The organism is Vibrio ulleungensis, assembly GCF_016900875.1.
Classification (GTDB): Bacteria; Pseudomonadota; Gammaproteobacteria; order Enterobacterales; family Vibrionaceae; genus Vibrio; species Vibrio ulleungensis.
On record NZ_JAFEUM010000006.1, the window covers coordinates 170267 to 194343 of the forward strand.

At 45.6% G+C, this 24077-nt stretch carries 22 protein-coding genes; 6 read left to right on the forward strand and 16 right to left on the reverse strand.

The features are described 5' to 3' along the window. Window positions 1-76: 76 nt before the first annotated feature. Entirely contained in the window at window positions 77-1174 is a 1098-nt protein-coding gene (gene wecA, locus JQC93_RS15035; protein WP_205159230.1) for a UDP-N-acetylglucosamine--undecaprenyl-phosphate N-acetylglucosaminephosphotransferase, read from the reverse strand. A 439-nt stretch (window positions 1175-1613) separates the two neighbouring features. Between wecA and JQC93_RS15040 the strand changes: the two genes are divergently transcribed. The 6 genes from JQC93_RS15040 (at window position 1614) to JQC93_RS15065 (ending at window position 8523) form a co-directional block, all read left to right on the forward strand. Next, entirely contained in the window at window positions 1614-3341 is a 1728-nt protein-coding gene (locus JQC93_RS15040; protein ID WP_408068612.1) for an SLC13 family permease, read from the forward strand. A gap of 263 nt (window positions 3342-3604) precedes the next feature. Further along, the gene (gene cysD, locus JQC93_RS15045) at window positions 3605-4513 is read left to right on the forward strand and encodes a sulfate adenylyltransferase subunit CysD (RefSeq protein ID WP_205159319.1); all 909 of its coding nucleotides are present in this window, start codon (window positions 3605-3607) and stop codon (window positions 4511-4513) included. Window positions 4514-4596: 83 nt separating this feature from the next. Next, window positions 4597-5250, forward strand: coding sequence for an adenylyl-sulfate kinase (gene cysC / locus JQC93_RS15050; RefSeq protein ID WP_205159231.1), 654 nt, complete (start codon window positions 4597-4599; stop codon window positions 5248-5250). After that, entirely contained in the window at window positions 5250-6212 is a 963-nt protein-coding gene (locus JQC93_RS15055; protein ID WP_205159232.1) for a DHH family phosphoesterase, read from the forward strand. Before cysC ends, JQC93_RS15055 begins: the two co-directional genes overlap by 1 nt. Window positions 6213-6258: 46 nt before the next feature. Further along, window positions 6259-7668: a sulfate adenylyltransferase subunit CysN gene (cysN, locus tag JQC93_RS15060; RefSeq protein ID WP_205159233.1), complete on the forward strand. Its 1410-nt coding sequence runs from the start codon at window positions 6259-6261 to the stop codon at window positions 7666-7668. Window positions 7669-7944: 276 nt separating this feature from the next. Next, entirely contained in the window at window positions 7945-8523 is a 579-nt protein-coding gene (locus JQC93_RS15065; RefSeq protein WP_236009584.1) for a transposase, read from the forward strand. On the opposite strand, the gene recG is transcribed toward JQC93_RS15065, so the two are convergent. From recG to JQC93_RS15140, 15 genes are all read right to left on the reverse strand, one after another. Continuing rightward, the gene (gene recG, locus JQC93_RS15070; RefSeq protein WP_205159234.1) at window positions 8520-10604 is read right to left on the reverse strand and encodes an ATP-dependent DNA helicase RecG; all 2085 of its coding nucleotides are present in this window, start codon (window positions 10602-10604) and stop codon (window positions 8520-8522) included. The genes JQC93_RS15065 and recG overlap by 4 nt on opposite strands. A gap of 104 nt (window positions 10605-10708) precedes the next feature. Beyond that, window positions 10709-11431, reverse strand: coding sequence for a DUF3108 domain-containing protein (locus JQC93_RS15075; protein WP_205159235.1), 723 nt, complete (start codon window positions 11429-11431; stop codon window positions 10709-10711). A gap of 133 nt (window positions 11432-11564) precedes the next feature. After that, window positions 11565-12515 carry a type II toxin-antitoxin system HipA family toxin gene (locus tag JQC93_RS15080; protein WP_205159236.1) on the reverse strand — a complete coding sequence of 317 codons (951 nt, stop codon included), beginning with the start codon at window positions 12513-12515 and terminating at the stop codon, window positions 11565-11567. Window positions 12516-12517: 2 nt separating this feature from the next. Beyond that, on the reverse strand, window positions 12518-12823 hold the full coding sequence (locus JQC93_RS20520; RefSeq protein ID WP_205159237.1) for a HipA N-terminal domain-containing protein: 306 nt from the start codon (window positions 12821-12823) through the stop codon (window positions 12518-12520). 501 nt (window positions 12824-13324) lie between these two features. Then, complete coding sequence (locus JQC93_RS15090) at window positions 13325-13810, reverse strand: hypothetical protein (protein WP_205159238.1); 486 nt, start codon at window positions 13808-13810, stop codon at window positions 13325-13327. 139 nt (window positions 13811-13949) lie between these two features. Continuing rightward, window positions 13950-15677 carry a sodium:solute symporter family protein gene (locus JQC93_RS15095; protein WP_205159239.1) on the reverse strand — a complete coding sequence of 576 codons (1728 nt, stop codon included), beginning with the start codon at window positions 15675-15677 and terminating at the stop codon, window positions 13950-13952. 12 nt (window positions 15678-15689) lie between these two features. Then, complete coding sequence (locus JQC93_RS15100) at window positions 15690-15953, reverse strand: DUF4212 domain-containing protein (protein ID WP_205159240.1); 264 nt, start codon at window positions 15951-15953, stop codon at window positions 15690-15692. Window positions 15954-16314: 361 nt separating this feature from the next. Further along, complete coding sequence (locus tag JQC93_RS15105) at window positions 16315-16950, reverse strand: response regulator (protein ID WP_084884086.1); 636 nt, start codon at window positions 16948-16950, stop codon at window positions 16315-16317. 157 nt (window positions 16951-17107) lie between these two features. Continuing rightward, window positions 17108-17416 (reverse strand): Rcat domain-containing protein, encoded by a 309-nt coding sequence (locus tag JQC93_RS15110; protein ID WP_205159241.1) that lies wholly within the window; start codon window positions 17414-17416, stop codon window positions 17108-17110. 335 nt (window positions 17417-17751) lie between these two features. Beyond that, on the reverse strand, window positions 17752-17880 hold the full coding sequence (locus JQC93_RS15115; protein WP_205159242.1) for a class IIb bacteriocin, lactobin A/cerein 7B family: 129 nt from the start codon (window positions 17878-17880) through the stop codon (window positions 17752-17754). 9 nt (window positions 17881-17889) lie between these two features. Next, on the reverse strand, window positions 17890-18069 hold the full coding sequence (locus tag JQC93_RS15120; RefSeq protein WP_205159243.1) for a class IIb bacteriocin, lactobin A/cerein 7B family: 180 nt from the start codon (window positions 18067-18069) through the stop codon (window positions 17890-17892). A 188-nt stretch (window positions 18070-18257) separates the two neighbouring features. Further along, the gene (locus JQC93_RS15125) at window positions 18258-20336 is read right to left on the reverse strand and encodes a peptidase domain-containing ABC transporter (RefSeq protein WP_205159244.1); all 2079 of its coding nucleotides are present in this window, start codon (window positions 20334-20336) and stop codon (window positions 18258-18260) included. Next, on the reverse strand, window positions 20336-21589 hold the full coding sequence (locus JQC93_RS15130) for an HlyD family secretion protein (protein WP_205159245.1): 1254 nt from the start codon (window positions 21587-21589) through the stop codon (window positions 20336-20338). The genes JQC93_RS15125 and JQC93_RS15130 overlap by 1 nt, the downstream gene beginning before the upstream one ends. Next, window positions 21586-21789: a response regulator transcription factor gene (locus JQC93_RS15135; protein WP_084884092.1), complete on the reverse strand. Its 204-nt coding sequence runs from the start codon at window positions 21787-21789 to the stop codon at window positions 21586-21588. Before JQC93_RS15135 ends, JQC93_RS15130 begins: the two co-directional genes overlap by 4 nt. Before the next feature lie 370 nt (window positions 21790-22159). Beyond that, window positions 22160-23902 carry a protein-disulfide reductase DsbD gene (locus tag JQC93_RS15140; RefSeq protein ID WP_205159246.1) on the reverse strand — a complete coding sequence of 581 codons (1743 nt, stop codon included), beginning with the start codon at window positions 23900-23902 and terminating at the stop codon, window positions 22160-22162. Window positions 23903-24077: the final 175 nt, after the last annotated feature.

The window sequence follows — 24077 nt, forward strand, 5'->3', positions numbered from 1 at the left end:
CTGCGACGGAAGGGGGACTATAGTTTTAGTCTAATCAACTATAGGAACCACCCATCCAAGAGAGTACATATTGCCTCTAATTGTTATCAATTGCTGCTTGCTGGTTTGCTTGCTGGTTCGCTTGGCCTCGACGAAATTTGCTGGTCAACACCCAGATGTGGGTAAGAGCATACAAATACAGCAAAAACAAAACAACAAACCCGATCAGCATTAGATACTCAGGAACATTGAGTAGTTCGCCCACAATGCCAATTCCAGCTAAGCAAGCAGCCGCCAAAGAAATGGCTGCTAGAGTTTGGCGCGACGAAAGTCCAAGTCGTTGGCAAATGTGATGTAAATGCTCTCTATCTGGTTTAAAGGGGGAGTCTCCACGACGAATACGTCGGATCATAATGGCAGCCATATCCATAAGTGGGATAGCGATTAACCATAGTGCTGTGACTGGGCGCATTTCGGAAGAAGGCTCTTGAGTGGCCATCAATAGCATCCAAATTACGGTAAAACCGATTAACATGCTGCCAGCGTCGCCCATAAACACTTTGTGTTGTCGTCCAAGCAGACCGAGGTTAAATAATATGTAGGGAACAATGGCAACGATAATAACCAAACAAAAATACGCGATGTCTGTAAAACCGTACATGAGCATTAATACGCCCAAGCCCGAAAAGGTCACAATAGATAGGCCGCCAAGTAACCCGTCTATTCCATCCACCATGTTGAATGCGTTAATAGCACCTATGACTGCAATGACTGTAACAATATAGCTAAAGGGGCCAAGGACTATGTCACCGGTACCCAAAATATTGCCAATTGTGTGCAGATCCAAGTTAGCCATGGTCATCATCACTATAGATAAGACGCCTTGGACTAAAAAGCGGATTTTGAAACTTATATCGTATTTGTCATCTATTACACCAACGGTAACAAGCAAAATAATCGATGCGGTGTAAATGAGAACTTGGGAGGTGAGTGGTGCGATGGTTAACAAAAAGAATAAAATGGATAGACATATCGATAACCCGCCAACAAGAGGTACGGTTCCCTCATGAAGCTTTCGAGCATTAGGTTTGTCTACCAGGTTGATTTTGCGGGCTACTTTTCTCAAAAAAAATAGATTAGTTAATGAGAAAATGAAGATAAAGCCTAGCTCGGCAAGGGAGGCTAACTGATTCATGGTCTTGGTTAAATTCGCTACTGTACGTTGATTAAATTATTGGGTACCAATGAGTTAAACTTATATTAATATTTTGATGTTTATTACCCACCCATTTGCATAGCGGCATTATAGCGGAAATGTAAAATTGATTCTACGGCATCATTTGTGTGGGTTTTCGCTGTTGACATTAGCTTACTATTTTTAAATAGAAGCGGAGGGTTAGCTATGAATAAAACGATACACGAAACATCAATTGAATCGCCTTAGTAATGAGAAGTATTCATCATCGATTGGAATAACGCATAAGTTAGATAAAGTAGTTATTACTTCTGGGTTCACTAAAAAGGCTACTATGTCTCGGTATTTAAACCAGGTTTCAACTTTTAGGCTGGTATGCTTGAGACAGAGTCATTGAGCAAAATGTACCATTTGACCTCATGGAGTGAGCACACAATACATGGATATGTTGGGCCCGTATGGGGTATTTGGTCTGTTTTTTTTGACCATTGTCGGACTGATTCGATTTCCAAATAAACCCGAGAAAGTATTTGGCGTACTGATGGTGTCGTTGGTGCTTCTTAGGCTGATTAGTACTGAGCAATTAGTCGATAGTGCAACGGGTACTAGCGTATTGTCTTTGGTACTGATCTTAGTGTGCTCTCTTGCGTTGGAAAAAACATGGTTGCTACGGGAAGTCGCCAAGAGCGTAATTAGCGCTAATTACGCACGTACTTGGGGCAACTTATTTGTGTTCAGTACTCTTTTTTCGGCCTTTCTAAATAACACAGCAGTGGTTTCGACCATGCTGTCGCCCATTCGAAATAACCCTCATCATCCGGCGAGTAAGCTATTACTGCCACTTTCCTATGCCGCTATTTTAGGTGGGACGCTTACTTTGGTGGGAACGTCGACCAACTTGATTGTCAATTCTATGGTGATTAAGGCGGGTTATCCTCCATTGTCTTTTTTTGAATTTAGCAAAGTAGGGGCTGCATTAGTGGTGTCCTGTGGCGCAGTGTTGGTTGTGGTATCTCGATGGCTACCCTCTAATACCAAACCTCAGCGAGCGGTGAGCGATTACTTTATTGATGCTCAAGTCGGTTCAGACTCTCAGCTCGTTGGGAAATCCATTGAGCAAAATGGCCTCAGAAACCTCGAATCACTGTTCTTGGTGGAAATTGTCCGAGACAATCAATTGATCACGCCAGTTGCTCCTAGTGAAATAGTGCTGGCCGGTGATCGGCTGTTGTTTAGTGGCGATATAAAAAAAGTGACTTTGCTTAATCAATTTAGTGGCCTGTCGACGTTTGCATCCGAAAATGGCTTACCGCTGCAAAATTTATCGGAAGTCATTGTGCGACCAGACAGTCGACTGGTTGGACGAACCCTTAAGTCTGTGGGATTTAGGGCGCTGTTTGATGCAGCCGTTGTAGCCATAAAACGAGATGGTAAAAGGGTGTCGGGGAAGCTGGGAGATGCCAAGATAAAGCCTGGTGATTTTCTGATTTTGGCTGCGGGCGAGGATTATCATGCTCGACGAAACCTCACCAAAAACTTTTTTTTGTTATCGGGAGTTGAAACAGAACGCACCTTACACCCTTGGCAAGAGCACTTGGCCGTGCTGGGTTTTTTATCCGCTCTTGCAGGAGCTGCGTTGGGATGGGTATCCCTGTTTGATGGGTTATTTGTCCTTTTTGCTACTCTGCTTTTTAGCCGAACGCTGACGCCTAATGAAGTTCTGCAGCGCTTGCCGGTTCAGATATGGCTGATCATTTCGTCGGCTATAGCATTTTCTGTTGCGTTGGAAAATAGTGGTGGCACGGCATTACTTAAAAGCTGGATTGTATCTTTAGGCTCGTATGCAAGCCCGTTACTGCTGCTCGTCTTAATCTATATGGTGACGTGGCTGCTGACTGAACTCGTCACTAATAATGCTGCAGCGGCCCTGTTGTTACCTATCGCTCTGGGCGTTGCTGAAGCCTTAGGGGTCGATCCTATGCCTTTTATCATGGTGGTGGCGTTTGGTGCCAGCGCTAGTTTTATCAGTCCGTACGGCTATCAGACCAATTTGATGGTGTTTAATGCGGGGCAATATTCGTTGAAGGACTTTGCGAAGGTCGGCATACCCCTGGCTCTTACCTATGGAGTGGTATCCGTAGTTGGAGTGACATTGGTTTATTTTTAATGTTTTTGGGTAATTGATAGCGTGCCTTTTTACTGCGACAGACTAGGTTTACGTCCAGTGCTACGCTGTTACTAGAAGGGGTAGTTTGAGCGTTTTTAGAATGCCCACGTCTAAGAACTTTCCTTTTATAACATATAACAAAATGCTCGGTAATGAGACTTTCTTCACACTCTGCAATTGATTAAGCTAGTAGTCAGAAGGTTAATTTTGCATCTCTGAAATTCGATGGAATCGGATCAGAACTATAGGACAACGGAATGAAAATATCTGCTCAACGTATGACTCACCTTAAGCAACTCGAGGCCGAATCGATTCACATAATGCGTGAGGTCGCGGCTGAGTTTGATAACCCCGTTATGCTTTACTCTGTGGGTAAAGACTCGTCAGTGATGTTGCATTTGGCTCAAAAAGCGTTTGCGCCTGCAGCGCCACCGTTTCCGCTGATGCACGTCGATACCACCTGGAAATTCAAAGAGATGATCCGCTTTCGTGACTATATGGCTAAAAAAGTGGGTATGAAGCTCATTGTGCACCAAAACCGTGAAGGCATCGAAGCCGGTGTAGGGCCATTTACTCACGGTAGCTCTTACCACACAGATGTGATGAAGACTCAAGCGTTAAAGCAAGCATTGGACAAACATGGGTTTGACGCAGCCTTTGGTGGCGCGAGACGTGATGAAGAAAAGTCTAGAGCCAAAGAGCGTGTGTATTCGTTCCGAGACGAGCATCATCGCTGGGATCCTAAGAATCAACGCCCAGAACTGTGGAATGTGTATAACGGCAAAGTAAACAAAGGTGAATCCATTCGTGTATTCCCGCTATCCAATTGGACTGAGTTAGATATTTGGCAATACATTTATCTAGAAAGCATCGAAATCCCAGACTTATACCTGTCTGCACCTCGTCCAGTGATTGAGCGTGATGGCATGCTGATCATGAAAGACGATGAGCGCATGGTGTTGAAAGAAGGCGAAGAGATCCAAGACAAGATGGTGCGTTTTAGAACTCTTGGTTGCTACCCGTTAACAGGGGCGGTGGAGTCTGAAGCGACGACACTTCCCGAGATAATTCAAGAAATGCTACTGACAACAACGTCCGAAAGACAAGGGCGTGCAATTGACCACGACTCTTCGGGCTCTATGGAGAAGAAGAAGCGGGAAGGGTACTTTTAGGGGCGAGTAGGCGAGGACGGCTCGCCTGCGAGTGAGTTTTGGCCTTCATTGTTTGTTAGATCTAGCTATTGCGTGTTTTTATTATGAATTCTCCCTATCTGAAAAAAGATAATGACTCTGTGAGTGATGATGTGGTTTGGCACAATAGTACTGTGACCCATCAAGATCGCGTTGGTCTGAAAGAACAAAAACCGGCGATTTTATGGTTTACCGGGCTTAGTGGCTCGGGTAAATCGACCGTAGCGAACGCTGTTGAAAGTAAATTGCTTAGCCTAGGAAAACATAGTTATTTGCTCGATGGAGATAACGTGCGACACGGGCTTAACAAAGACCTAGGCTTTGGTGATGCTGATCGAGTGGAGAATATTCGACGTATTGGTGAAGTCGCAAAACTGTTTGTCGACTCAGGTACGTTAGTACTTACTGCCTTTATTTCACCTTTTGTATCCGACCGAGACCAAGCGCGTAAGTTAGTTGATAAAGGCCAGTTTTTAGAAGTGTTTGTTGATACACCTTTATCTGTGTGTGAAGAGCGAGACCCTAAAGGGTTGTACAAAAAAGCGCGTGCAGGCGAGATCAAACATTTTACGGGTATTGACTCGGCCTATGAAGTGCCCGTCAACCCAGAAATCCACTTGCTTACAGAGGGGCGGACTATTGAACAGTGCGCCAACTTCGTGGTGGAGGAGCTGGAGCGTTTAGGGTACTTAACATTACAAGCAGAAGGTGACGCCTAATGCATGTCGATGTGTTTAATGGTGATGCCGACGGAATTTGTGCGCTATTGCAACTGCGCCTGGCGACTGCGAAAAAGGCCACGTTAATAACGGGAATTAAGCGGGACATTCAACTGTTACAGCAAGTTACTGAACTCGAAGATGTAAGCAGTGTGACGGTTCTCGACATCTCAATGGAGAAAAACTTAACGGCCTTACATTCACTCTTAGACAGTGATGTGCCCGTTTTTTACTGCGACCATCACCGACACGGTGAGATCCCAAGTAACGGTAGGTTGACGGCGCTAATTGATGTTGAACCTAATACCTGTACTAGCTTGTTGGTGAATACTCATCTTCATGGTGCTTTTGCAAAATGGGCGGTAGTGGGTGCATTTGGTGACAACATGTTTGCTCGAGCATACGACTTAGCGAACGAACTTAAGCTACCCCAAAGCGATACGGAGTTTTTGAAAGAACTGGGAACGCTTTTAAATTACAACGGCTATGGCGCCTCGATTGAGGATTTACATTTTCCACCAAGTGAGCTTTACCAATTGCTCTTGAACTATGACTGTCCGCTTAAACTTCGAGACGATCCAGCCTCTGCTTTTTACGTGCTGCGAAAAGGGTTTGGAGAGGATACTAAGAACACGCAAGAGTTGACGCCAATCGTCACTAGCGAAGCGGCAACTGTATTTGAACTACCTTGCGAAGCATGGGCGCGCCGAATTAGTGGGGTTTTTGGGAATGATCTAGCTAATCAATCCCCTGGAACTGCGCACGCAGTAATGACACTTAATCAGAGCGGTGAGGATTATACGGTAAGTGTCCGTGCTCCTATCAATAACCGAGTTGGGGCTGATGAGGTGTGTTCCGCTTTTGCCACCGGTGGCGGCCGAAAAGCAGCGGCTGGGATTAATCAGTTGCCTATAGCAAAGAAAAATGAATTTATTGAAGCGCTAACCCGTTTCTATCAGTGAATTAGATAAAGGAAGGCCAAAGGCCTTCTAAGAAAAGGATATCGATATGTCTCACTCCTCTGAATTGATCGCTACGGATATCGAAGCGTATTTAAAAGTCCATGAAAACAAAGATCTCCTTCGTTTTCTTACTTGCGGTAATGTCGATGATGGTAAGTCGACGCTGATCGGTCGACTACTTTTCGATAGCAAGTTGATTTATGAAGACCAAATGGCAGCTATCGAGAAAGATTCGCAAAAGTTTAATACTACTGATGGTGATTTTGATTTAGCCCTGCTGGTGGATGGGTTGCAGTCTGAGCGTGAGCAAGGCATTACTATTGATGTGGCCTACCGTTACTTTTCTACCGATAAGCGTAAGTTTATTATTGCCGATACTCCTGGGCATGAACAATACACTCGAAACATGGTGACCGGGGCATCGACCTGTGATCTGGCTATTGTCATGGTCGACGCGCGTCATGGCATTCAAACTCAAACTCGTCGCCACAGCTATATTTGTAGCCTACTGGGTATTAAGCACATCATTGTGGCTATCAATAAGATGGACTTGATGGATTACAGCCAAGAGGTCTATAGAAGCATTAAAGCCGATTATCGAGAGATGGCAAAAAGCTTCAACATTGACGACATTCGATTCGTACCCATTTCGGCGCTTAAAGGCGACAACGTGGTTACTCCGAGCGAAAACATGGATTGGTACCCAGGTGCAACGTTAATGAAGCTACTGGAAACCGTGAAAATTGGGCAAGACAAAAACTTGTCGAGCATGCGTTTTCCTGTTCAATATGTGAATCGACCAAACTTAGACTTTCGCGGTTTTTGTGGCACCTTGGCCTCAGGGGTTGTTCAAATTGGTGATGAAGTCACAGCCTTGCCCTCGGGAAAAAGCTCGCGCATTAAGTCTATTTATACCTTCGATGAAGAGCTCACCAGCGCTCAACCAGGCCAAGCAATCACATTAACGCTAGAAGATGAAATTGACATATCTCGTGGTGATATGCTGGTTCATACCGGCCACGAACCGGCGGTTAGCAATAAGCTAAAAGGTCATGTGGTTTGGATGGACGAAAACCCACTCCGCACGCATAAAGAATATATCTTTAAGTTTGGTACTAAGTCTTGTACTGGCAAGGTGGTCAATCTAGACCACAAAATCGATGTCAACACGTTGAATCAACATGCTGAAAATTCGGAGTCACTTGATCTCAATGAAATTGCTCTTTCAGACATTACTTTGACGGACAAAATCGCGGTTGATCACTACGACAATCTACCCGAAACAGGGTCATTTATAGTTATTGATCGCCATACCAACGTCACGGTCGGCGCTGGCATGGTTTCTAGTATCGCTGGCGAGGAAGAACAAAACTCGCGTGAATACAGCGCTGCAGAGAAAGAACTAAACGCCTACGTTCGTAAGCACTTCCCAGAATGGGGCTGCTCTGAAGTATAAGTAAGCTTAAAACTTGGGGTCAGAGTCAATTGACTCTGACCCCTTTTTTTTGTCTAAAATTGAGGTTTGTCTCGAAGGTAATTCGTTTACTTGCTTCATGATTAGTCCAAACAAGTTCCATGCTTGGCATGCATGGGGTCAGAGTCGATCGACTCTGACCCCTTTTCTTTCATCCAAAAATGAGGTTTGCCTCGAAGATCATTCGTTTGCCAGCGCTATGATTTATCCAAACATGCTGTAGTGTTTTGCATTGTTAAAATAGCGGCGAGACAGGACATGGCTAGACAATTGCGGAACATGCCACAAGGAATGGCTCAACATGTGATTCAGCGAGGTAACAATCGTCAAGCTTGCTTTGTTGATGACTTTGATAGACATGCTTATCTCTCTTGGTTGAACAAGTACGCTCTTAAATATCAGGTCCATATTCATGCATGGGTATTAATGTCTAACCATGTACATATTTTATGTACCCCTCATAGCCAAGATGGGATATCGAAAATGATGCAGTCTCTTGGTCGCGCGTATGTGCTTTACTTCAACCGTAAACACGAACGTACTGGAACCTTGTGGGAAGGGCGATTTAAAGCATCCGCTGTAGATACTCAGCACTATTTATGGGTGGTTTCACATTATATTGAGATGAACCCAGTACGCGCTGAAATGGTGCCCAAGCCAGTCGATTATAAGTGGAGCAGTTACCACACGAATGCACTTGGAAAACCCTCAAACTTAATCACACCTCACCCTCTGTATGAGGCAATAGGCAAAGATAAGCAGAGTCGTTTAGAAGCTTATCAAGCTATATTTGAAGAGTTGGGGTCAGAGTCAATTGACTCTGACCCCATTAGTTAGGCGTTGGTGTAGTTTTCTCTTCTTGGCATCCACCGTTCAATGATTTTGTCGCATTGTGGGCGGTGGTGTGTGTGGAGTTGTTGGGCGAGTCTTTGGACTAAAGGGATCAGTGCTTGGTCTCTCATGAGATCGGCTATTTTTAGGTCGGCAATGCCGGTTTGTTTGGTGCCGAGTAGTTCGCCCGGACCGCGGATTTCTAAATCTTTTTGTGCGATCACAAACCCATCGTTGCTTTCGCGAAGCACGCCTAAGCGTTTTTGAGCCGTTTTAGACAGCGGCGGATGATAGAGCAGTACGCAGTGACTAGCGACTTGTCCGCGCCCTACGCGGCCACGTAATTGGTGAAGCTGAGCAAGCCCTAAACGTTCAGGGTTTTCAATCACCATTAAACTGGCGTTAGGCACATCCACGCCGACTTCTATGACGGTGGTTGCGACCAGAAGATGCAACTGGTTGTCTTTAAACTGCTGCATGATCGCTTGCTTCTCTTTGGGCTTCATCCGGCCGTGAACCAGCCCAATGTTGAGCTCGGGAAGAAGCAGTTTTAGCTCTTCTGCGGTAATTTCGGCTGCTTGTGCTTCCAACACTTCCGATTCGTCAATCAATGTGCACACCCAATAAGCCTGCTTGCCTTCACTTAGGCATGCATTTCGGATGCGCTCGATAATGTCGCGTCTTTTGGAGTCAGGGATCACTACGGTTTGGATGGGTGTTCTACCTGGTGGCAGTTCATCAATGACGGACGTTTCTAGGTCAGCGTAAGCGGTCATGGCGAGCGTTCTTGGAATCGGTGTTGCGGTCATGATCAACTGGTGCGGGTAGACGCCTTGCTGGTGGCCTTTATTTCTTAGCTCTAAACGTTGATGAACCCCAAATCGGTGCTGCTCATCAATGATCACCAGCGCTAGTTTTTCAAAGCTCACGGCCTCTTGGAAGATCGCATGTGTGCCCACCACCATTTTGGCTTCGCCGCTGGCAACACGCTCTATTTCTAGCTGTTTGGCTTTACCGGTCACTTTACCCGCTAACCACGCAACTTGGATCCCAAGTGGTGATAACCATTGCTCAAAGTTAATTGCGTGCTGCTCCGCGAGAAGCTCTGTTGGGGCCATTAGTGCCACTTGATAGCCTTGCTCGATAGCATTGAGCGCGCTTAATGCAGCAACTAAGGTTTTCCCCGAGCCAACGTCACCTTGTACTAACCTCATCATTGGGTGTGATTGTCTTAGGTCGCTTTCTATCTCGCTGACGACTCGGCTTTGTGCATTGGTGGGTGAAAAAGGCAAATTGGCGAGCAGTTGCGGCTTTAATGAAGTTGATGTGGCAATGTGCCATGCGGCATGCTGATGCCCTTGTGCTTTGACAAGTAACATAGACAGGTTCTGCGCTAATAACTCTTCGATGATCAATCGCAATTGAGCGGGGTGTTGTCCTTTTTCAAACAGCGCAAGATCAGTGTCTGGTGGCGGCCTGTGAAGGGTATGCAGGGCTTGCTTAATGCTTATCTGCTGCGGATACAGATTGTCTGGTAATAGGTCTTGAACCGCCATTGAATCGAGCAGTGACAGAGCTTGTTCGGTAATAGCGCGCAAGGTGAGCTGCTTGAGTCCATCCGTAGTCGGATAGACAGGCGTTAATGAGCTCTCGACTTTAGCGGTTGGCGCTTGGTTGTCTGCCTGAAAGCTAAACTCGGGATGAACAATCTCAAACCCATACTGCCCACGCTTGATTTCTCCATAGGCGTGCACCCATCTACCTTCACTAAATTGGTTTTTCATTCCCGCAGTGAAGTTGAAAAAGCGCAAGGTTACACTGCCAAAGCCATCGCTGATTTTAACGGTTAACATCTTTCGGCGTGCGAAAACGGTGTCTACGGCTTTTACTTCGCCAAGCACTGCGCACCATAAACCAGCATGAAGCGCGCGAACAGGGTAAACAGTGGTTCGATCTTCATAGCGATAGGGTAAGTGAAACAGTGCGTCTTGGCAGGTCACAATATCAATTTTTGCCAGTTTCTCTGCTACTTTGGCCCCAACGCCCTTTAGCTCGGTAATGGGAATGCTCGACAGTAATTGTGACACTCAGTCTCCTTGCAGTGCATGCATAAACACTTTTGAAATCGCGTTGCTAGTATAAACCTGTGAAAGGTGTGTTGAAAATGGTGCTCTCGTCTTAGAGGGCGTATTTAGTCGCAAGTCTTAACTCTGTCGACTAACTTCATTGACCCTGGTAACAGCATGGAATGGTATTTTGCATCAACCAGTTGATAATCCATACTGGGCGCAAACCACATCGTGACTTCGTCTGCCCCTTTTTGCTTAATGGGTATAACCTTCAGTTCGCCCCATTTTGAATAGTTCTTTGTCTGTTGTTGTTCGACAAAGTAATGGTAGTGCTCTAGCATATCTGACGCTTGTCGAGTTAATTGAAACTGTTCAACACCTTGCAATAACATGTAGCGAAGTTGCGCCGATATGGTGTCAACGTCTAAGATTGGTCTATCAGGGTTGGTAAACTGCATTTCTTTTTGATTCACTAGCATGACCGATTGATGACCGCCTTCTGCAATGTCGACAGTCATTTCGCGGTTCTTAAAACCAGAGACATCCTGAGTAAACTCGGTAGTGACGAATCCTTTTTGCTCATCCCAAACAAAACTAGCGTGCTGCTCAAAACGCGTACCTATACCAAGTATTCCAGCGTAGCTGTTAGAGGATATCGACCCACCAGTCTCACTCCACGCCTCTTTACGAGTTAACCAACCGGTTTTTATACCGGCAAAATAGATATGATATTTAAGCGTGTTCTCGCAGCTGAATGTTGAGTTTGGAAATGCCATGGGTTGCTGAGCAAATACGAAACGCGACACCAAGTGCAAACATGCAGCAGCAATGTATAGGGTCTTCATCGATGATCACTCAAGGCTAAAATATCAATAGAGTCGTTATAGTGCCCGTATCGACGCCGCTTTACAATTTGCGAAGCGCTCTTCGAGCATATTTAGGCAGCATTGCATTATGTCGATACGTTAAAAATGTGTTCTATCGATACTCGATAAAGTGATACGCAACGGTATTAATCCATTTCTCTATGCTCTTAATTTGATGATCGGGCAATAAACTGCATCGATACTGCTCAATGATGCGTGGAACGTGTCGAAATAAATCATCAAGATAGTGGGTCGCAGTCTCTTCACTTAGCCCTATAGCACAGCCAAAATCAATGAAATCTCGACCAGTGTAAACGCCGTGCTGCGTAAAGCCGGAACAAACATTCTGATTTCCTTCTTCAAATAGGCGTAATGGCAATGCCATGGACTGCTCCATAATAAATGGATAGGCGGATACGGCGACATAGTCGTAAACCGGTGCCAGTTTCATCTGCCCACAATCGTCATAGATGATGGCGATATTTCGAAGGTGCAGGTCACAATTGCCCAGTAAATAGGCAGTGATCACTCGTTTATAAAACTCATCTTCCAATGCGAGGCTAGTGATTAAATGCTGTTTCAAGAAGCTGAATACTCGTTCGTAGCTAATGTATGAATGCTCGGTGTCGGGGTTAATCTCACCGTATTTACAAGTGGCATTCATTGCGGCGTCGAGCTGCTCTTGGTGGATGGGATAGCCATTATTGTCTCGATCAAAGCGCTTTATAACAAAGGCTCGTTCAATGGGACTCTTTGATTCCGGAATAAAATTTGCGAGCCAAAAACTAGGAACATCAAACCCCAGCTCCTGCATGATACACATGGTTGTGAACTCATTTTCCGCTAGGAAAGGAAGTTCACTCGTTGAGGGTTTTACAATGCAGTCACAACTCTCTGTTGTGTGATGATCCAGAGCCAACTGCATCGTCAATTTAGGTTGCGCGCCAGAAATACACCGTCCGCGATAGTGCAAGGTGAGTTCTTGTTCAAACTGCCTGGCACTAAATGGCAAAAATTGACCAATGCTATGTTCATAACTTTGGTACGAAAAATGTTGTTTCATCTCTATCCCCTTGTGATTTTTACTGCACCAATCAAGTCATCACCATTGTTTATGAGCAACGTGAAAAGGTCGTCATGAGCTATGTGCTGTGAACGACACATTTTATTTTTAAGCCAGCCTTCGGCGACCAGGCTTGCAAAAAACGGGTGTAAATGGGGGAGAGTGTAAGGCGACTCGCTCACAGGTAAGCTCAATGAGAGTGGTTGCCCATGATAGTTTTGTTGGTATTGAAACGAGTATGCGTGGGCCTCTTTATGCAGAGAGCCCACGAATTCCCCGTAAAGGAATACTTGTGCTGTTGTAGTCATTTGTATCCTCACGCTCTAGCCAACGCGTTGTTAGCGTTGAATTTTTTGACGAAGTTTGTCTTGGAATTATTTTTTGTGGTGCCTGTTTTCCCAAGTACGAGAATAAGCTTAGAGAAGTTATTTAAAAAAACAGCCCAAATGTTATCAAATTGTTGGTTATTTGCGCTATTTGCTCGGTTTTTGCGAGATATGCCGCAAAACATCACGATTTAATTAGAGTGAAGTTTCAATAAATACGCCCAATTTTGTGATCTTTATCCAAATTAGGACTTGCTAATGGAGGGTGTCAGGGTCTACAAAAAGTGATTTACTTCAAGTTTTCTATTCTCGTGACGCGCGCGATTTCATGACGCAGCAATAACGATTTTAAATTGAAGGGTAGTTTGACTCGTTTCGAGGAAGAACACTCAGTAGCCTAGATTAGATGCCGGCTCGGCAATGGACGGGACAACGAAACGATTCGCAAAGGATGAAAACCGTTTCATTGCATCAATTTTCTATTTATTTGTCAGTAAACAGTGTTTCGTATTTGACGAACTCGGTAGTGGTATCGCCATAGTAGAGGGTTCCATCTAGTTCTGTTGCAACACGTAATAGATAGTCTTTAGAAGACGGGGGAGGAAGCGTCGCAACCCAGCTTCTGTTTTCAGTGTCGTTTGACACCATGTCGATGGGCTGGCCTTGTTCACTTTCGTTCGCCACGACAGACACAATCACGCCTTGAAGTGCGTGCTTAGAGGTCATGCTGATTTCCCAACCTTGCTGGCTAAGTGACTCAGAACGAAATTTGATTTTAAATTCACCGTTTTCCATATCACACAGACCACTGGTGTAACGGCAGTTGGATTTACTAATAAGCTTGTAGCTTTCCCCTTTTTTGGCCGCGTGCGGTTTTTCGGAGACCGCGAGATCAACACCAAAATAGGCGATAACGGCAAGAACGGGCGTAATAATTACAGCAAGAATAAAGTGTTTATTTTTAAACATACAACTGACTTTTTATTATGGATAATAACAACTTAGAACAGTTTTTAATCGCAGCAAAATGCAAAGTCTAAAACTGTGGCGTAGGTAGAAAGGTTGGTAAAAAGAAAGCCCTATCTTTCGATAGGGCTTAGGTAAGTGATTAGTGGTCGACTGCGTCGCCAGCACCTGCAGGTACACGAACGTGCTCTACAAGGTCCTTCACTTCTTGTGGTGTTTCAGCGGTTACTTTCGATACTAGGAAGGCAACAAGGAAGTTAAACACCGCACCAATTGCACCAAACGCATTTGGCTCAATGCCTAGGAACCAGTTGCTTCCCCAGCTTTCTAAGTAAGTCCAGTCAGAGATAAATAGGATCCCTTTATGTTGGAATACGTAGAACAGAGTAATACTGATACCGGCGATCATACCGGCGATCGCACCTTCTTTGTTGATGTTCTTACTGAAGATACCCATCATCAACACAGGGAAAATGGAGGAGGCGGCAAGACCAAAGGCCAGCGCTACCGTACCCGCTGCAAACCCGGGAGGATTGAGTCCCAAGTAGCCGGCGACAGCAATGGCAACGGCCATGGATATTCGCGAGGCGAGCAGTTCTTTCTTCTCCGATATGTTGGGATTGATGACCCCTTTAATCAAGTCATGGGATATTGCGGAGGATATGGCGAGCAATAGACCTGCCGCTGTAGATAGTGCAGCAGCAAGACCACCGGCAGCAACCAATGCAATCACCCAGTTTGGTAGTTTAGCGATTTCTGGGTTAGCCAATACCATGATGTCGTTATCCACTTTAAGCTCGTTTGTAGCCGCGCTAGAAGTGTAGTTAATGTTGCCATCACCGTTTTTATCATCAAAGCCAAGTAGGCCAGTTTTTTCCCAGTTTTTAAACCAGTCAGGACGCTCGTCATAAACAAGGTGCTGGCCTGGTGCTGGGTTAACAGTATCCATTAGGTTCAAACGAGCCATTGCAGCTACTGCAGGAGCGGTAGTGTATAGGATCGCGATGAACACAAGTGCCCAACCTGCTGAGGTACGCGCATCACGTACTTTTGGCACAGTAAAGAAACGAATGATTACGTGTGGAAGACCGGCAGTACCAATCATTAGTGACATGGTGTACACAAACATATTGAGTGTGTCACCGCGCACATGGGTGGTGTATTCAGTAAATCCGAGTTCGGTCACTACTTGGTCGAGCCTGTCGAGTAAGTAGACATCGGTGCCGACCATGGTACTACCCAGACCAATCTGAGGAAGTGCGTGGCCAGTTAATTGCAACGAAATGAATATTGCTGGAATAGTGTAAGCTAAAATGAGTACGCAATATTGTGCAATCTGTGTATAGGTAATGCCTTTCATGCCGCCCATAACCGCGTACATAAATACAATACACATACCGATTAGTAGGCCTGTGTCATAGTCCACTTCTAAGAAGCGACCAAAGGCAACACCTACCCCTTTCATCTGACCGATAACATAAGTGACCGATGCAATGATCAAACAGACTACCGCAACAATACGGGCTGTTTTAGAGTAGAAACGCTCGCCTACGAACTCAGGTACAGTGAACTTACCAAATTTGCGCAAGTAAGGTGCTAGGAGAAGTGCAAGTAGTACATAACCACCTGTCCAACCCATCAAGAACACCGAACCACCATAGCCCATAAAGGCGATAAGCCCAGCCATTGAAATGAACGATGCAGCAGACATCCAGTCAGCCGCAGTTGCCATGCCGTTTGCGATAGGGTGTACACCACCGCCCGCAACATAGAACTCTTTAGTTGATCCAGCACGAGCCCAGATCGCAATGCCGATATACAGTGCAAAGGTTGCACCGACGACTAAGTAAGTAATGGTTTTAAGATCCATCTTCAGCAGCCCCTATTCTTCAACGCCAAATTCGCGGTCGATTTGTCGCATCTTCCACGCATAGTAAAAAATAATGGCCAAGAAGGTGTAAATTGAACCTTGTTGAGCGAACCAGAAGCCAAGCTTGTAGCCTCCGATCTGTATGTTGTTTAGTGCATCAACAAATAAGATGCCACAGCCAAACGAGACCACAAACCAGATAATCATTAAGCTAATCATCAGTTTCACGTTTTTGTCCCAGTAGGCTTTGGCTTTAGCTTCGTCTTTAAACGCCATTGCCGTCTCCTTACGGTATTGTTATCGGTCACTCGCGCAGCCAGTGCAGCGCTTCTTGAGTGTTAATGAAATGTTGCATCATTTACATTAGCAATCCTTTAACAAGAGTTCTTTTCAACTTTAGTCGCGCGATAAAAGTCGAATAATGTCTAATAATTAGGGCGTTTTGTGAGCTAGGGACGGGTATGAGCGTGTTGTGGAAATGTTAACTTAGACGTAAGTAGTAGAGTTTGTGCTTTCAACACAAAAATAATGTAAAGCGATGGCAGACTTTAGTCGGGCAACAAAGGGACATTTGAAGCTGCGATCATCAAATATCCCGATTGTGTTTGCAAAAAAACGCGCGGTAAGAAGGAGATGTCTAACTTTCAGGTTGCATCTGCTGCAGCATAATCACAGCTTGGGTGCGGTTTTTAACCCCTAGCTTGCGGAAAATGGCTGTCATGTGCGCCTTAATGGTTGCTTCCGATACATTGAGCTCATAGGCGATCTGCTTATTGAGCAATCCGTCATTGAGCATACCAAGAACCTTATACTGCTGAGGCGTTAAGGTCGCGATTTTGGTCGCTAGATCATCTGACGCTGCTTTATTAGTGATCAACTCTGCTGGGAAGTAGGGATCGCCATTGAGCACTTGCTTAAGCGCATCGGTAAGCGTTCGCATATCACTCGACTTAGGAATAAAGCCAAATGCTCCATGTGTTTTAACTTGGGTGACAATGCTGGCATCTTCGCTGGCCGACACCACAACAATAGGAATGTCTGGGTAGTCAGCTCGCATCTGGATCAGTCCAGACATGCCGTTTGCACCAGGCATCTTAAGGTCAAGCAGCACCAAATCTGGCTCGTCTTGAGTCTCAAGCAGCTGAACTAAGGACTCTAGAGAGTCCGCTTCAAGTAGGTTTGCGCCACTAATGGCCATGTGTACCGCCTGAAATAACGCGTTGCGAAACAGCGGGTGATCATCGGCGATAACTATCGAGTAACTTGCATCCATGACTATGTACTCTTATCCGTTAGAACTTATTGAAATGATTATGGTTCTGAATGGTGGATTGGACAATATTTGTACCCGAAAAGTCTGAGGGGGGTCACTATGGTTATCGGTTTATTGCCGTGGGCTCTGTCACACGTTAATGACGAAAGGAAATTTGTTACTTATTACCGCTGCTATTCTTGTCTTCAATGACGTATCCAAATGATAAGAAGTTCAACGTTGGCGTTAGGACTGCGGGTAGAATGGCATAAGCGAAGACTCCTAAATTGAAGAGATCCGCAAGGATAAGACCACCTGCAACTGAGAGTGCTACATTCACGCCGCTTGCAAATGCTGTTATTGCTAAATTTGCACCGCAGATGGAATGAGTAATGTTGGTGGCGTAGAAATGCGAGATTCGGTCGGCTTTGGAAATTGGATTCTGGCATTTTGGACAACGCTTGATCAACGCTTTGCTTATGAGCATAAATCCTACTGACTAGTCACTGTAGTCTATAAAAGTGGGGTAGCAAATTGCGATAGATACCATACAAGCTATAGCTCCGGCGATATCCATTTCATCATTGTTAAGATTTAAAAAAATGTCGCAGAATACTAATATAGTAAATGTCATAGTAATAAAACCACATATAAACTGTATAGCCTTTACCACTATATGAGGCTCATTATTCTTATTGATTTTTGATTCTATTATTAATGATGCAAGTAATATCACACCAAATGAGATCGGTATATATATCATGATTTCCTTAAGTAAGGGCAGAGGATCTATAATAAATATAGGTCTGCCCTTTTAGCTAGCTATCTATTTTTATAGTATTTAGTATAAAGTTTTTTAGCGAGTGCGCCTGCTGCAACACCCATGAAAAATGCGGCAGGTAAACCGCCACCGCTGACCTGCGTTACTTCTCGTTGATTTAGTTCTTTCATGTTGACTCCTTAATCTTCTGCTGCCCAGCCAGCAGCAGCCCCAGTGGCTATAGCTGCATTCTTCTTAGTTGCATATTTTCGTACTTGTTTAATTGCAACTTTTCGAGCAACTGCTACCGCGATTGCAGCGGCTAAAGGTAATATGCCACCGCTGACAGACTCAACCTGATTTAAAGATAGTTCTTTCATAGTTAATCTCCATATAATTTATTATGCTTTCTTATAAAGCATATATATTTTCGTAAATAAACGGTGATTAATGAACTACCCAGATGGGTAGTTATAGTACAGGTTTTACAGTATTTCATAGAAGAAAGTATTACGGGTTTAGAAATGAGATTTTGATCTAATAATTAATTTAATTTTGACCGGTTATTTTAGTCAAAACCTATCTCCAATACCCGATCAGCACTTAGAATAGTCTCCGGCCGATGCGCTACAATCACCCGAGTTATATTTAATCGCTTAATATTCTCATTCACAATCGCCTCGTTGGCTACATCCAAGTGCGAGGTGGCTTCATCCAAAAACAGGATTTTTGGACGCCTATAGAGGGCTCGAGCTAAAAGCACTCTCTGTTTTTGCCCGCCTGAAAGCGCAGCGCCCATATCACCGATTAAGGTGTTGTAGTTCATTGGCATCGTCATAATGTCGTCGTGAACGTTTGCCATGGTGGCGCACTCGACCAGCCAATCTCGATCTAAGTTTGGGTCGAAAAAAGCGACGTTGTCTGCGATGGAGCCAGAGACCAAATGGTCGTCTTGCATCACGGCGGCTATCTGCTCTCTGTAATTGTCTATGCTGTGAATATCGCTGCCATCTATTGTGATTGTGCCCGAGCTGGGAGTGAGTAATCCCATGAGGCATTTCACTAGGGTGGTTTTTCCGCACCCAGAAGGGCCGGTAATTGCGATGGAGTCGCCGGCGTTAATCGTAAAAGATAACTCGGTAAAAGCGGGAGGTTCGGAGTCACTGTAGCGATAGCTGATGTTGTGGATGCACAGTTGACCATTAACGTTTTGAATAAGCGGGATGCCGCTGTGGGCTGTCTCTGTTGGGGTTAAAGCAATATCGGCAAGGCGCTCTAAATGCACACTTAGCATTTTAATTTCGATGCCTTTTGATATGAGCGAGTCGATGCTGTTGGTGAAATGGTTTTTGTAACTCATGAACGCATACAACATGCCGATGGACAGGATGTTTCCCATCACTGCGGTTGCAGCAAAATAGACCACCAAGATGTTCTCGATGCCAAACAGTAGTGCGTTTGCAAGTGAGAAACTGAGCGTCCATTTTCCTATGGCGATGTCTTGATTCATCGCATCGGCGTATCGGTTATGCCAAAGGTTTTGTCGCTCGCTTTCTTTACCAAATACTTTGACGCTTTGGATGGCGCGAACGGTTTCCATGAAGTTTGAGTTTTCTTTGGCGTGGCTAATGATGCTGTTTTCGGTAAGTCGCTTTATTGGCCTATACAGTGCCGCGCGCAATAATGCGTAGACGGTAACACTCGCCAAAACAATCAAGGTCAGTTTAACGCTATACAGCAGCATCATCACCAGCGTTACTATCGCCAGTAGACCATCAACAATAACCGACACAATTCCGGTGCTGAGGAGCTCTTTAATCTCGTGTAGCGACCCAAACCTCGACACAATATCGCCCATGTGGCGCTTTTCAAAGTAATCCATTGGGAGGTGCACCATGTGCCTAAATAGATTGGCCGCCATTTGAATACTGAGCTTACTCGATAAGTGAAGCACCAACAGGCCTCGTAACCACTCGGTTAGTGACTGAACCAGCATCAGTAAGGCAAAGCCTATAGCAAGGACCGCCAGCAGCTGGGTATCTCGGGTGAGCAACACATCGTCTATGACGGTTTGCATATAAAAGGGGCTGGCAATGGAAAATATCTGCAGCAGCAGTGACAGCAGTAATATTTGTAGGATGTGTCGTTTTAGACCAGTAATACGTGACCAGAGCTGGTGGAAGCGCAGCGTTTGCTTGAACTCCGCCACTGCAAACTGCTGCGAGGGGGTCAGCTCTAAGGCGATTCCGGTGAAGTGGTTAGAAAACTCAGACAGCGACATACTCTTTTGCCCGGTAGCGGGGTCGTGGATCACTGCGTGTTTACTATCAACGTGTTTGAGTACTACAAAATGGTTCATGTCCCAGTGAAGCACACAGGGAGTTTGCAACTGGGAGAGGTGCTCCATGTCAAGTTGGAGAGCGCGGCCTATGAGGTCTAGTTGACTGGCCATACTCATGAGCTGTTTTAAGTTCACCCCATGATTAGACACAGAGAAACGCTGTCGAAAATGGGTCAAATCGCCGCGATACCCATGAAAATGTGCAACCATCGCCAAGCACGCCAAACCACACTCCGCCGCTTCGGTTTGACGCACCACAGGCAGATGCTGTGATGTTCCTAGTTTTAATAATGTATGCGTCGACACTATGCAAATCTCCCTTTTAAACTGAGCAATGGTTCGAGCAACCACTCCAACAATGAGCGCTCATCCAGCCGGATATGAGCGTCAAACTGAATGCCTGGCTGCAACGTAAAGCTCTTGCCGTAGGCCTGCACTTGTTGCGAGTCGATTTGCACCGTGACCCTATAGCTTGGCTGGCTAATATGCAGAGGGAGATGCTGCCACTCATTGGGAATGAGCACATTTTTACTGATCTCGATGACCTCTCCTTGGTAGACCCCAAACTTTTGAAAAGGAAAAGCAGCGTATTTAAGCGCGACGCTTTGCCCAGGTTGAATAAACCCAATCGCGTGAGAAGGAACCAGCAACTCACCTTGTAACCTACTGTTTTGTGGTAAAACGCTGAGCAGTGGCGTTTGGCTAGAAACGTGTTGTCCTTTGTGCAGCTGCATACTGCTAATCACGCCAGTTTGCTCTGCACGTAGTACAAATTGATGATTGGATTGTGCATCAAGCAACTGGCGTTGCAGTTGGTAATGCTGCGCCTTTAGCTGATCCAGCTGGTTTTTCTGCTCGGTAGGCAGCAGGCTAAGCTGTTGGTCGATGTTGATGAGATGCTGATGATTTTGGCTTTGTTGCTGCAGCAGGTTTTCTCGCTGCGCAACCAGATTTAGGTACTGACGGTGTACTTCATTATGTTGCACCTGCGTGATGTGTTTTTGCTTTAGTAGCCCATCGAGGGCAGAGAGCTGCTGCGCTGAAAGTTGCTGCTGAAGATCCAGTGTTTCCAGTTGAGCCTTAAGATGTGTGAGTAGCTGCTCGATGCCTTTTCGGTCTAAAGACAATTGCTTGGTGCGATGTTGAATGGTGTGCAGAACGCGATCTTGTTGCTCCTCGATCAGTGTTTGCTGGCCTTGCAGTACGCTGATGTGGGCGGCAAGGGTCTCTTTACCTGCGGTGCTGACTTTTGACGAGCCAATAATGGCCAGCGGCTGCCCTAACTCAACATTATCCCCTTCTTCGACTAAGACCTTTTTAACAATACCGGACTGCGGAGAATACACTTTGAGAATGCCTTTATCTGGCATCAGCACGCCCGTAACACGCTCTTGCCGTGCAAAACTGGCTTGGACTAGGAAGGTGCCGAAGGTGACAACAAGCGTGAGAAGAACGCCCACTACCAAAGGTTGAGACAACGGTTGCAGCAGCAGTACATCACCTTCTAGGCGGGCCTGTTGCTGCTTGAGGGCTCTACGTCGAAACAGTGTATTTCTCATTTGGACGCCTCAACACCGAGTAGAAAGGCTTGGTCATTGAGCAGCCGCGCGGTTAACTCGGTGCGACATTGCACCTCGTGAATCCGAAACAGTTGCTTGCAGTGATACTTTACCGTGTTTTCAGAAATGTATAGCTGGCGCGCAATCTGCTTATTGGACAGTCCTTGGCAAAGAAGCTGCGCGACTCGTTGCTGTTTCATGGCTCGTCTCCCCATGCGTAATGACGCTATGAGTGTTGGCTGAGTATGGTTTATCTTCCAAGTGAAATCGGCTTGATTGAGAGAGGTTTATCGTTTTTGTATGTAACGGCATGAAGGCATGCAATGAAACGGGATCTGACCAGTAAATTGATGCCCTCAAGCACAGGGTAGCGGTAATCTCAGCGGAATGGCTACGAGGCAATAGCTATGCTCGGAGAAATCTGCTCGGAGATAGCTGTATGGAGAAAACTGTGCAGGTTTTGGTGTTAAAAAAGCCAAGCGATGTGTGAGTCGCTTGGCTGTAATGCTTGCTTTTAGCGTTGCTTAGCGCTGGCTAGAAAACTGTATATAGGAAACTATATATAGAAAACTAGGGCTGCAGAGTTAAGTGCGCATGGAGATGCTGACTGAACCGGTCTGCATTCATAAACCCAGTCACGCGGGCTTGAGTGATTTTTTGCCCCCGCTCATTCCAAAACTCAATGGTAGGCAAACCAAGAACGCCCAGCTCTTTTAATAGCTCAATGTCTTGGACGCGGTTTTTGGTGACATCCGCTTGCAGTAGCACCATGTTTTCCAGCAGTGGCTCAACTTTAGCGTCGTGGAAGGTGTATTTTTCAAACTCCTTACATGCACTGCACCAGTCAGCATAAAAGTCGAGCATGACGGGCTTGCCTTCAAGTTTGGCGCGAGCCAGCTGTTTATTAAGGTCATACACGGTGTCAATTTTCACAAACTCAATGCTCGATGCTGGAGCTTGCTGCGCAGCGTAAATGTCGAGCAGCGGCTTGGTTGACGCAACGATGCCTAGCACCGCTACAATTCCAATAAGGCTCTGTTTCCATCCGCCAAACTCAAAACTGTTCTTAGCTTTAAATAACCAGCCGAAGGTGGCAAAACCGAGCAGCGCCCACAATACTGCGCTCCACAGATCTGGCAATATGCGCTCTAAGAAAAACAGAGGCGCGGCAAGCAGGATAAAGCCAAAGAACACTTTTACCCGCTCCATCCAAAGTCCGGATTTTGGCAGCAACTTATTACCATAAACCGCCACCAAAATAAGAGGGATCCCCATACCAAGTGCTAACGCATACAGTGCGATAGCACCAGTAAGCAGATCACCGCTTTGCGCAACGTATAGCAATGCACCAGAAAGCGGCGCGGTAGTGCAGGGCGAGCATACCAAACCAGAGATTGCTCCCATGGTAAATACGCCAGCGGTGTTACCGCCACTTTGAGCATTACTCCACTGGTTGAGTTTGGTCTGCACACTGCTTGGCAATTGCAGGGTGTATACCCCAAACATAGACAGTGCCAGCAACACAAATAACACGCTGATGGTAATCAAGATTGCTGGGTGCTGAAGGGCCGCTTGAAACTGTACGCCCATTGATGCGACGACCAATCCTAATAAGGTATAGGTCAGCGCCATCCCTTGAACGTAAATAAAGGATAATTTAAAGGCATGTCGAGGTGTTGTGTTTCCTTTGCCGACCACAATAGAGGTGATTATTGGGTACATCGGAAATACGCAGGGTGTGAACGCAAGTCCCACACCTAGCAGCAGAAACAGCACTGGCGTCCACCAGTTTTCACCAAGCTTGGAGGCAAACGAAGCGTCTTGGCTCAAAGGTGCCTCTGAACTTCCTAGCTCTGCTGCGGCTGCATTTGCGACCAAACTGATTGGGAAGGTGCGGCGTTCTGGTGGGTAGCAAAAACCAGCTTTTGCACAGCCTTGGTACTCTACAGTGAGTTCTGCATCGCTTGAGGTAACAGCGTCGAGGGTAAGCGTTGCTACAACGGGCTCAGTGTAAATATTAACGTCACCAAAAAACTCATCTTTGTATGGCGCTCCATCGATAAGATCGACGTCTACAATGGTGGCATCGGTTGCCTTAAAGGACATTCTTGATTGATAGAGGTAATAGTCAGGGGCAACGCCCCACTCAACCTTAATTTGATGTTGGCTTTGTGACACTTGGATAGGAAAAGCTTCATCAACAGGCACAAAACTGTTGCCACCATTAAAACTGCTGCTCGATGAAAAATCGGCGATAGCAGAAAAAGAGATTAGGGTGCAGAGCAGTAAACAAAAATGCTTGATAGTTCGCATGAAAAAGGCGGTTTCCTTAGTTCTGTGGTTGTGCTGTTACATTAGACCGTCATTGCCGATGAATTGTTTCATCTAATTAGGCTATAGAGTACTGGAAAATCCACTGCAATGCATCGCTGGTCATTGGTTGCCTTTTTAGACCGTTAATATAACGAAAAAATCCCAACCAAATGGT

Bases quoted from the DNA above. Each gene is read 5' to 3' on its own strand.
- wecA (WP_205159230.1), bottom strand. From the start codon at position 1,174: ATGAATCAGTTAGCCTCCCTTGCCGAGCTAGGCTTTATCTTCATTTTC.
- JQC93_RS15040 (WP_408068612.1), top strand. From the start codon at position 1,614: ATGGATATGTTGGGCCCGTATGGGGTATTTGGTCTGTTTTTTTTGACC.
- cysC (WP_205159231.1), top strand. From the start codon at position 4,597: ATGAATTCTCCCTATCTGAAAAAAGATAATGACTCTGTGAGTGATGAT.
- JQC93_RS15055 (WP_205159232.1), top strand. From the start codon at position 5,250: ATGCATGTCGATGTGTTTAATGGTGATGCCGACGGAATTTGTGCGCTA.
- cysN (WP_205159233.1), top strand. From the start codon at position 6,259: ATGTCTCACTCCTCTGAATTGATCGCTACGGATATCGAAGCGTATTTA.
- JQC93_RS15065 (WP_236009584.1), top strand. From the start codon at position 7,945: ATGGCTAGACAATTGCGGAACATGCCACAAGGAATGGCTCAACATGTG.
- JQC93_RS15075 (WP_205159235.1), bottom strand. From the start codon at position 11,431: ATGAAGACCCTATACATTGCTGCTGCATGTTTGCACTTGGTGTCGCGT.
- JQC93_RS15080 (WP_205159236.1), bottom strand. From the start codon at position 12,515: ATGAAACAACATTTTTCGTACCAAAGTTATGAACATAGCATTGGTCAA.
- JQC93_RS20520 (WP_205159237.1), bottom strand. From the start codon at position 12,823: ATGACTACAACAGCACAAGTATTCCTTTACGGGGAATTCGTGGGCTCT.
- JQC93_RS15090 (WP_205159238.1), bottom strand. From the start codon at position 13,810: ATGTTTAAAAATAAACACTTTATTCTTGCTGTAATTATTACGCCCGTT.
- JQC93_RS15095 (WP_205159239.1), bottom strand. From the start codon at position 15,677: ATGGATCTTAAAACCATTACTTACTTAGTCGTCGGTGCAACCTTTGCA.
- JQC93_RS15100 (WP_205159240.1), bottom strand. From the start codon at position 15,953: ATGGCGTTTAAAGACGAAGCTAAAGCCAAAGCCTACTGGGACAAAAAC.
- JQC93_RS15105 (WP_084884086.1), bottom strand. From the start codon at position 16,950: ATGGATGCAAGTTACTCGATAGTTATCGCCGATGATCACCCGCTGTTT.
- JQC93_RS15110 (WP_205159241.1), bottom strand. From the start codon at position 17,416: ATGCTCATAAGCAAAGCGTTGATCAAGCGTTGTCCAAAATGCCAGAAT.
- JQC93_RS15115 (WP_205159242.1), bottom strand. From the start codon at position 17,880: ATGAAAGAACTAAATCAACGAGAAGTAACGCAGGTCAGCGGTGGCGGT.
- JQC93_RS15120 (WP_205159243.1), bottom strand. From the start codon at position 18,069: ATGAAAGAACTATCTTTAAATCAGGTTGAGTCTGTCAGCGGTGGCATA.
- JQC93_RS15130 (WP_205159245.1), bottom strand. From the start codon at position 21,589: ATGAGAAATACACTGTTTCGACGTAGAGCCCTCAAGCAGCAACAGGCC.
- JQC93_RS15135 (WP_084884092.1), bottom strand. From the start codon at position 21,789: ATGAAACAGCAACGAGTCGCGCAGCTTCTTTGCCAAGGACTGTCCAAT.
- JQC93_RS15140 (WP_205159246.1), bottom strand. From the start codon at position 23,902: ATGCGAACTATCAAGCATTTTTGTTTACTGCTCTGCACCCTAATCTCT.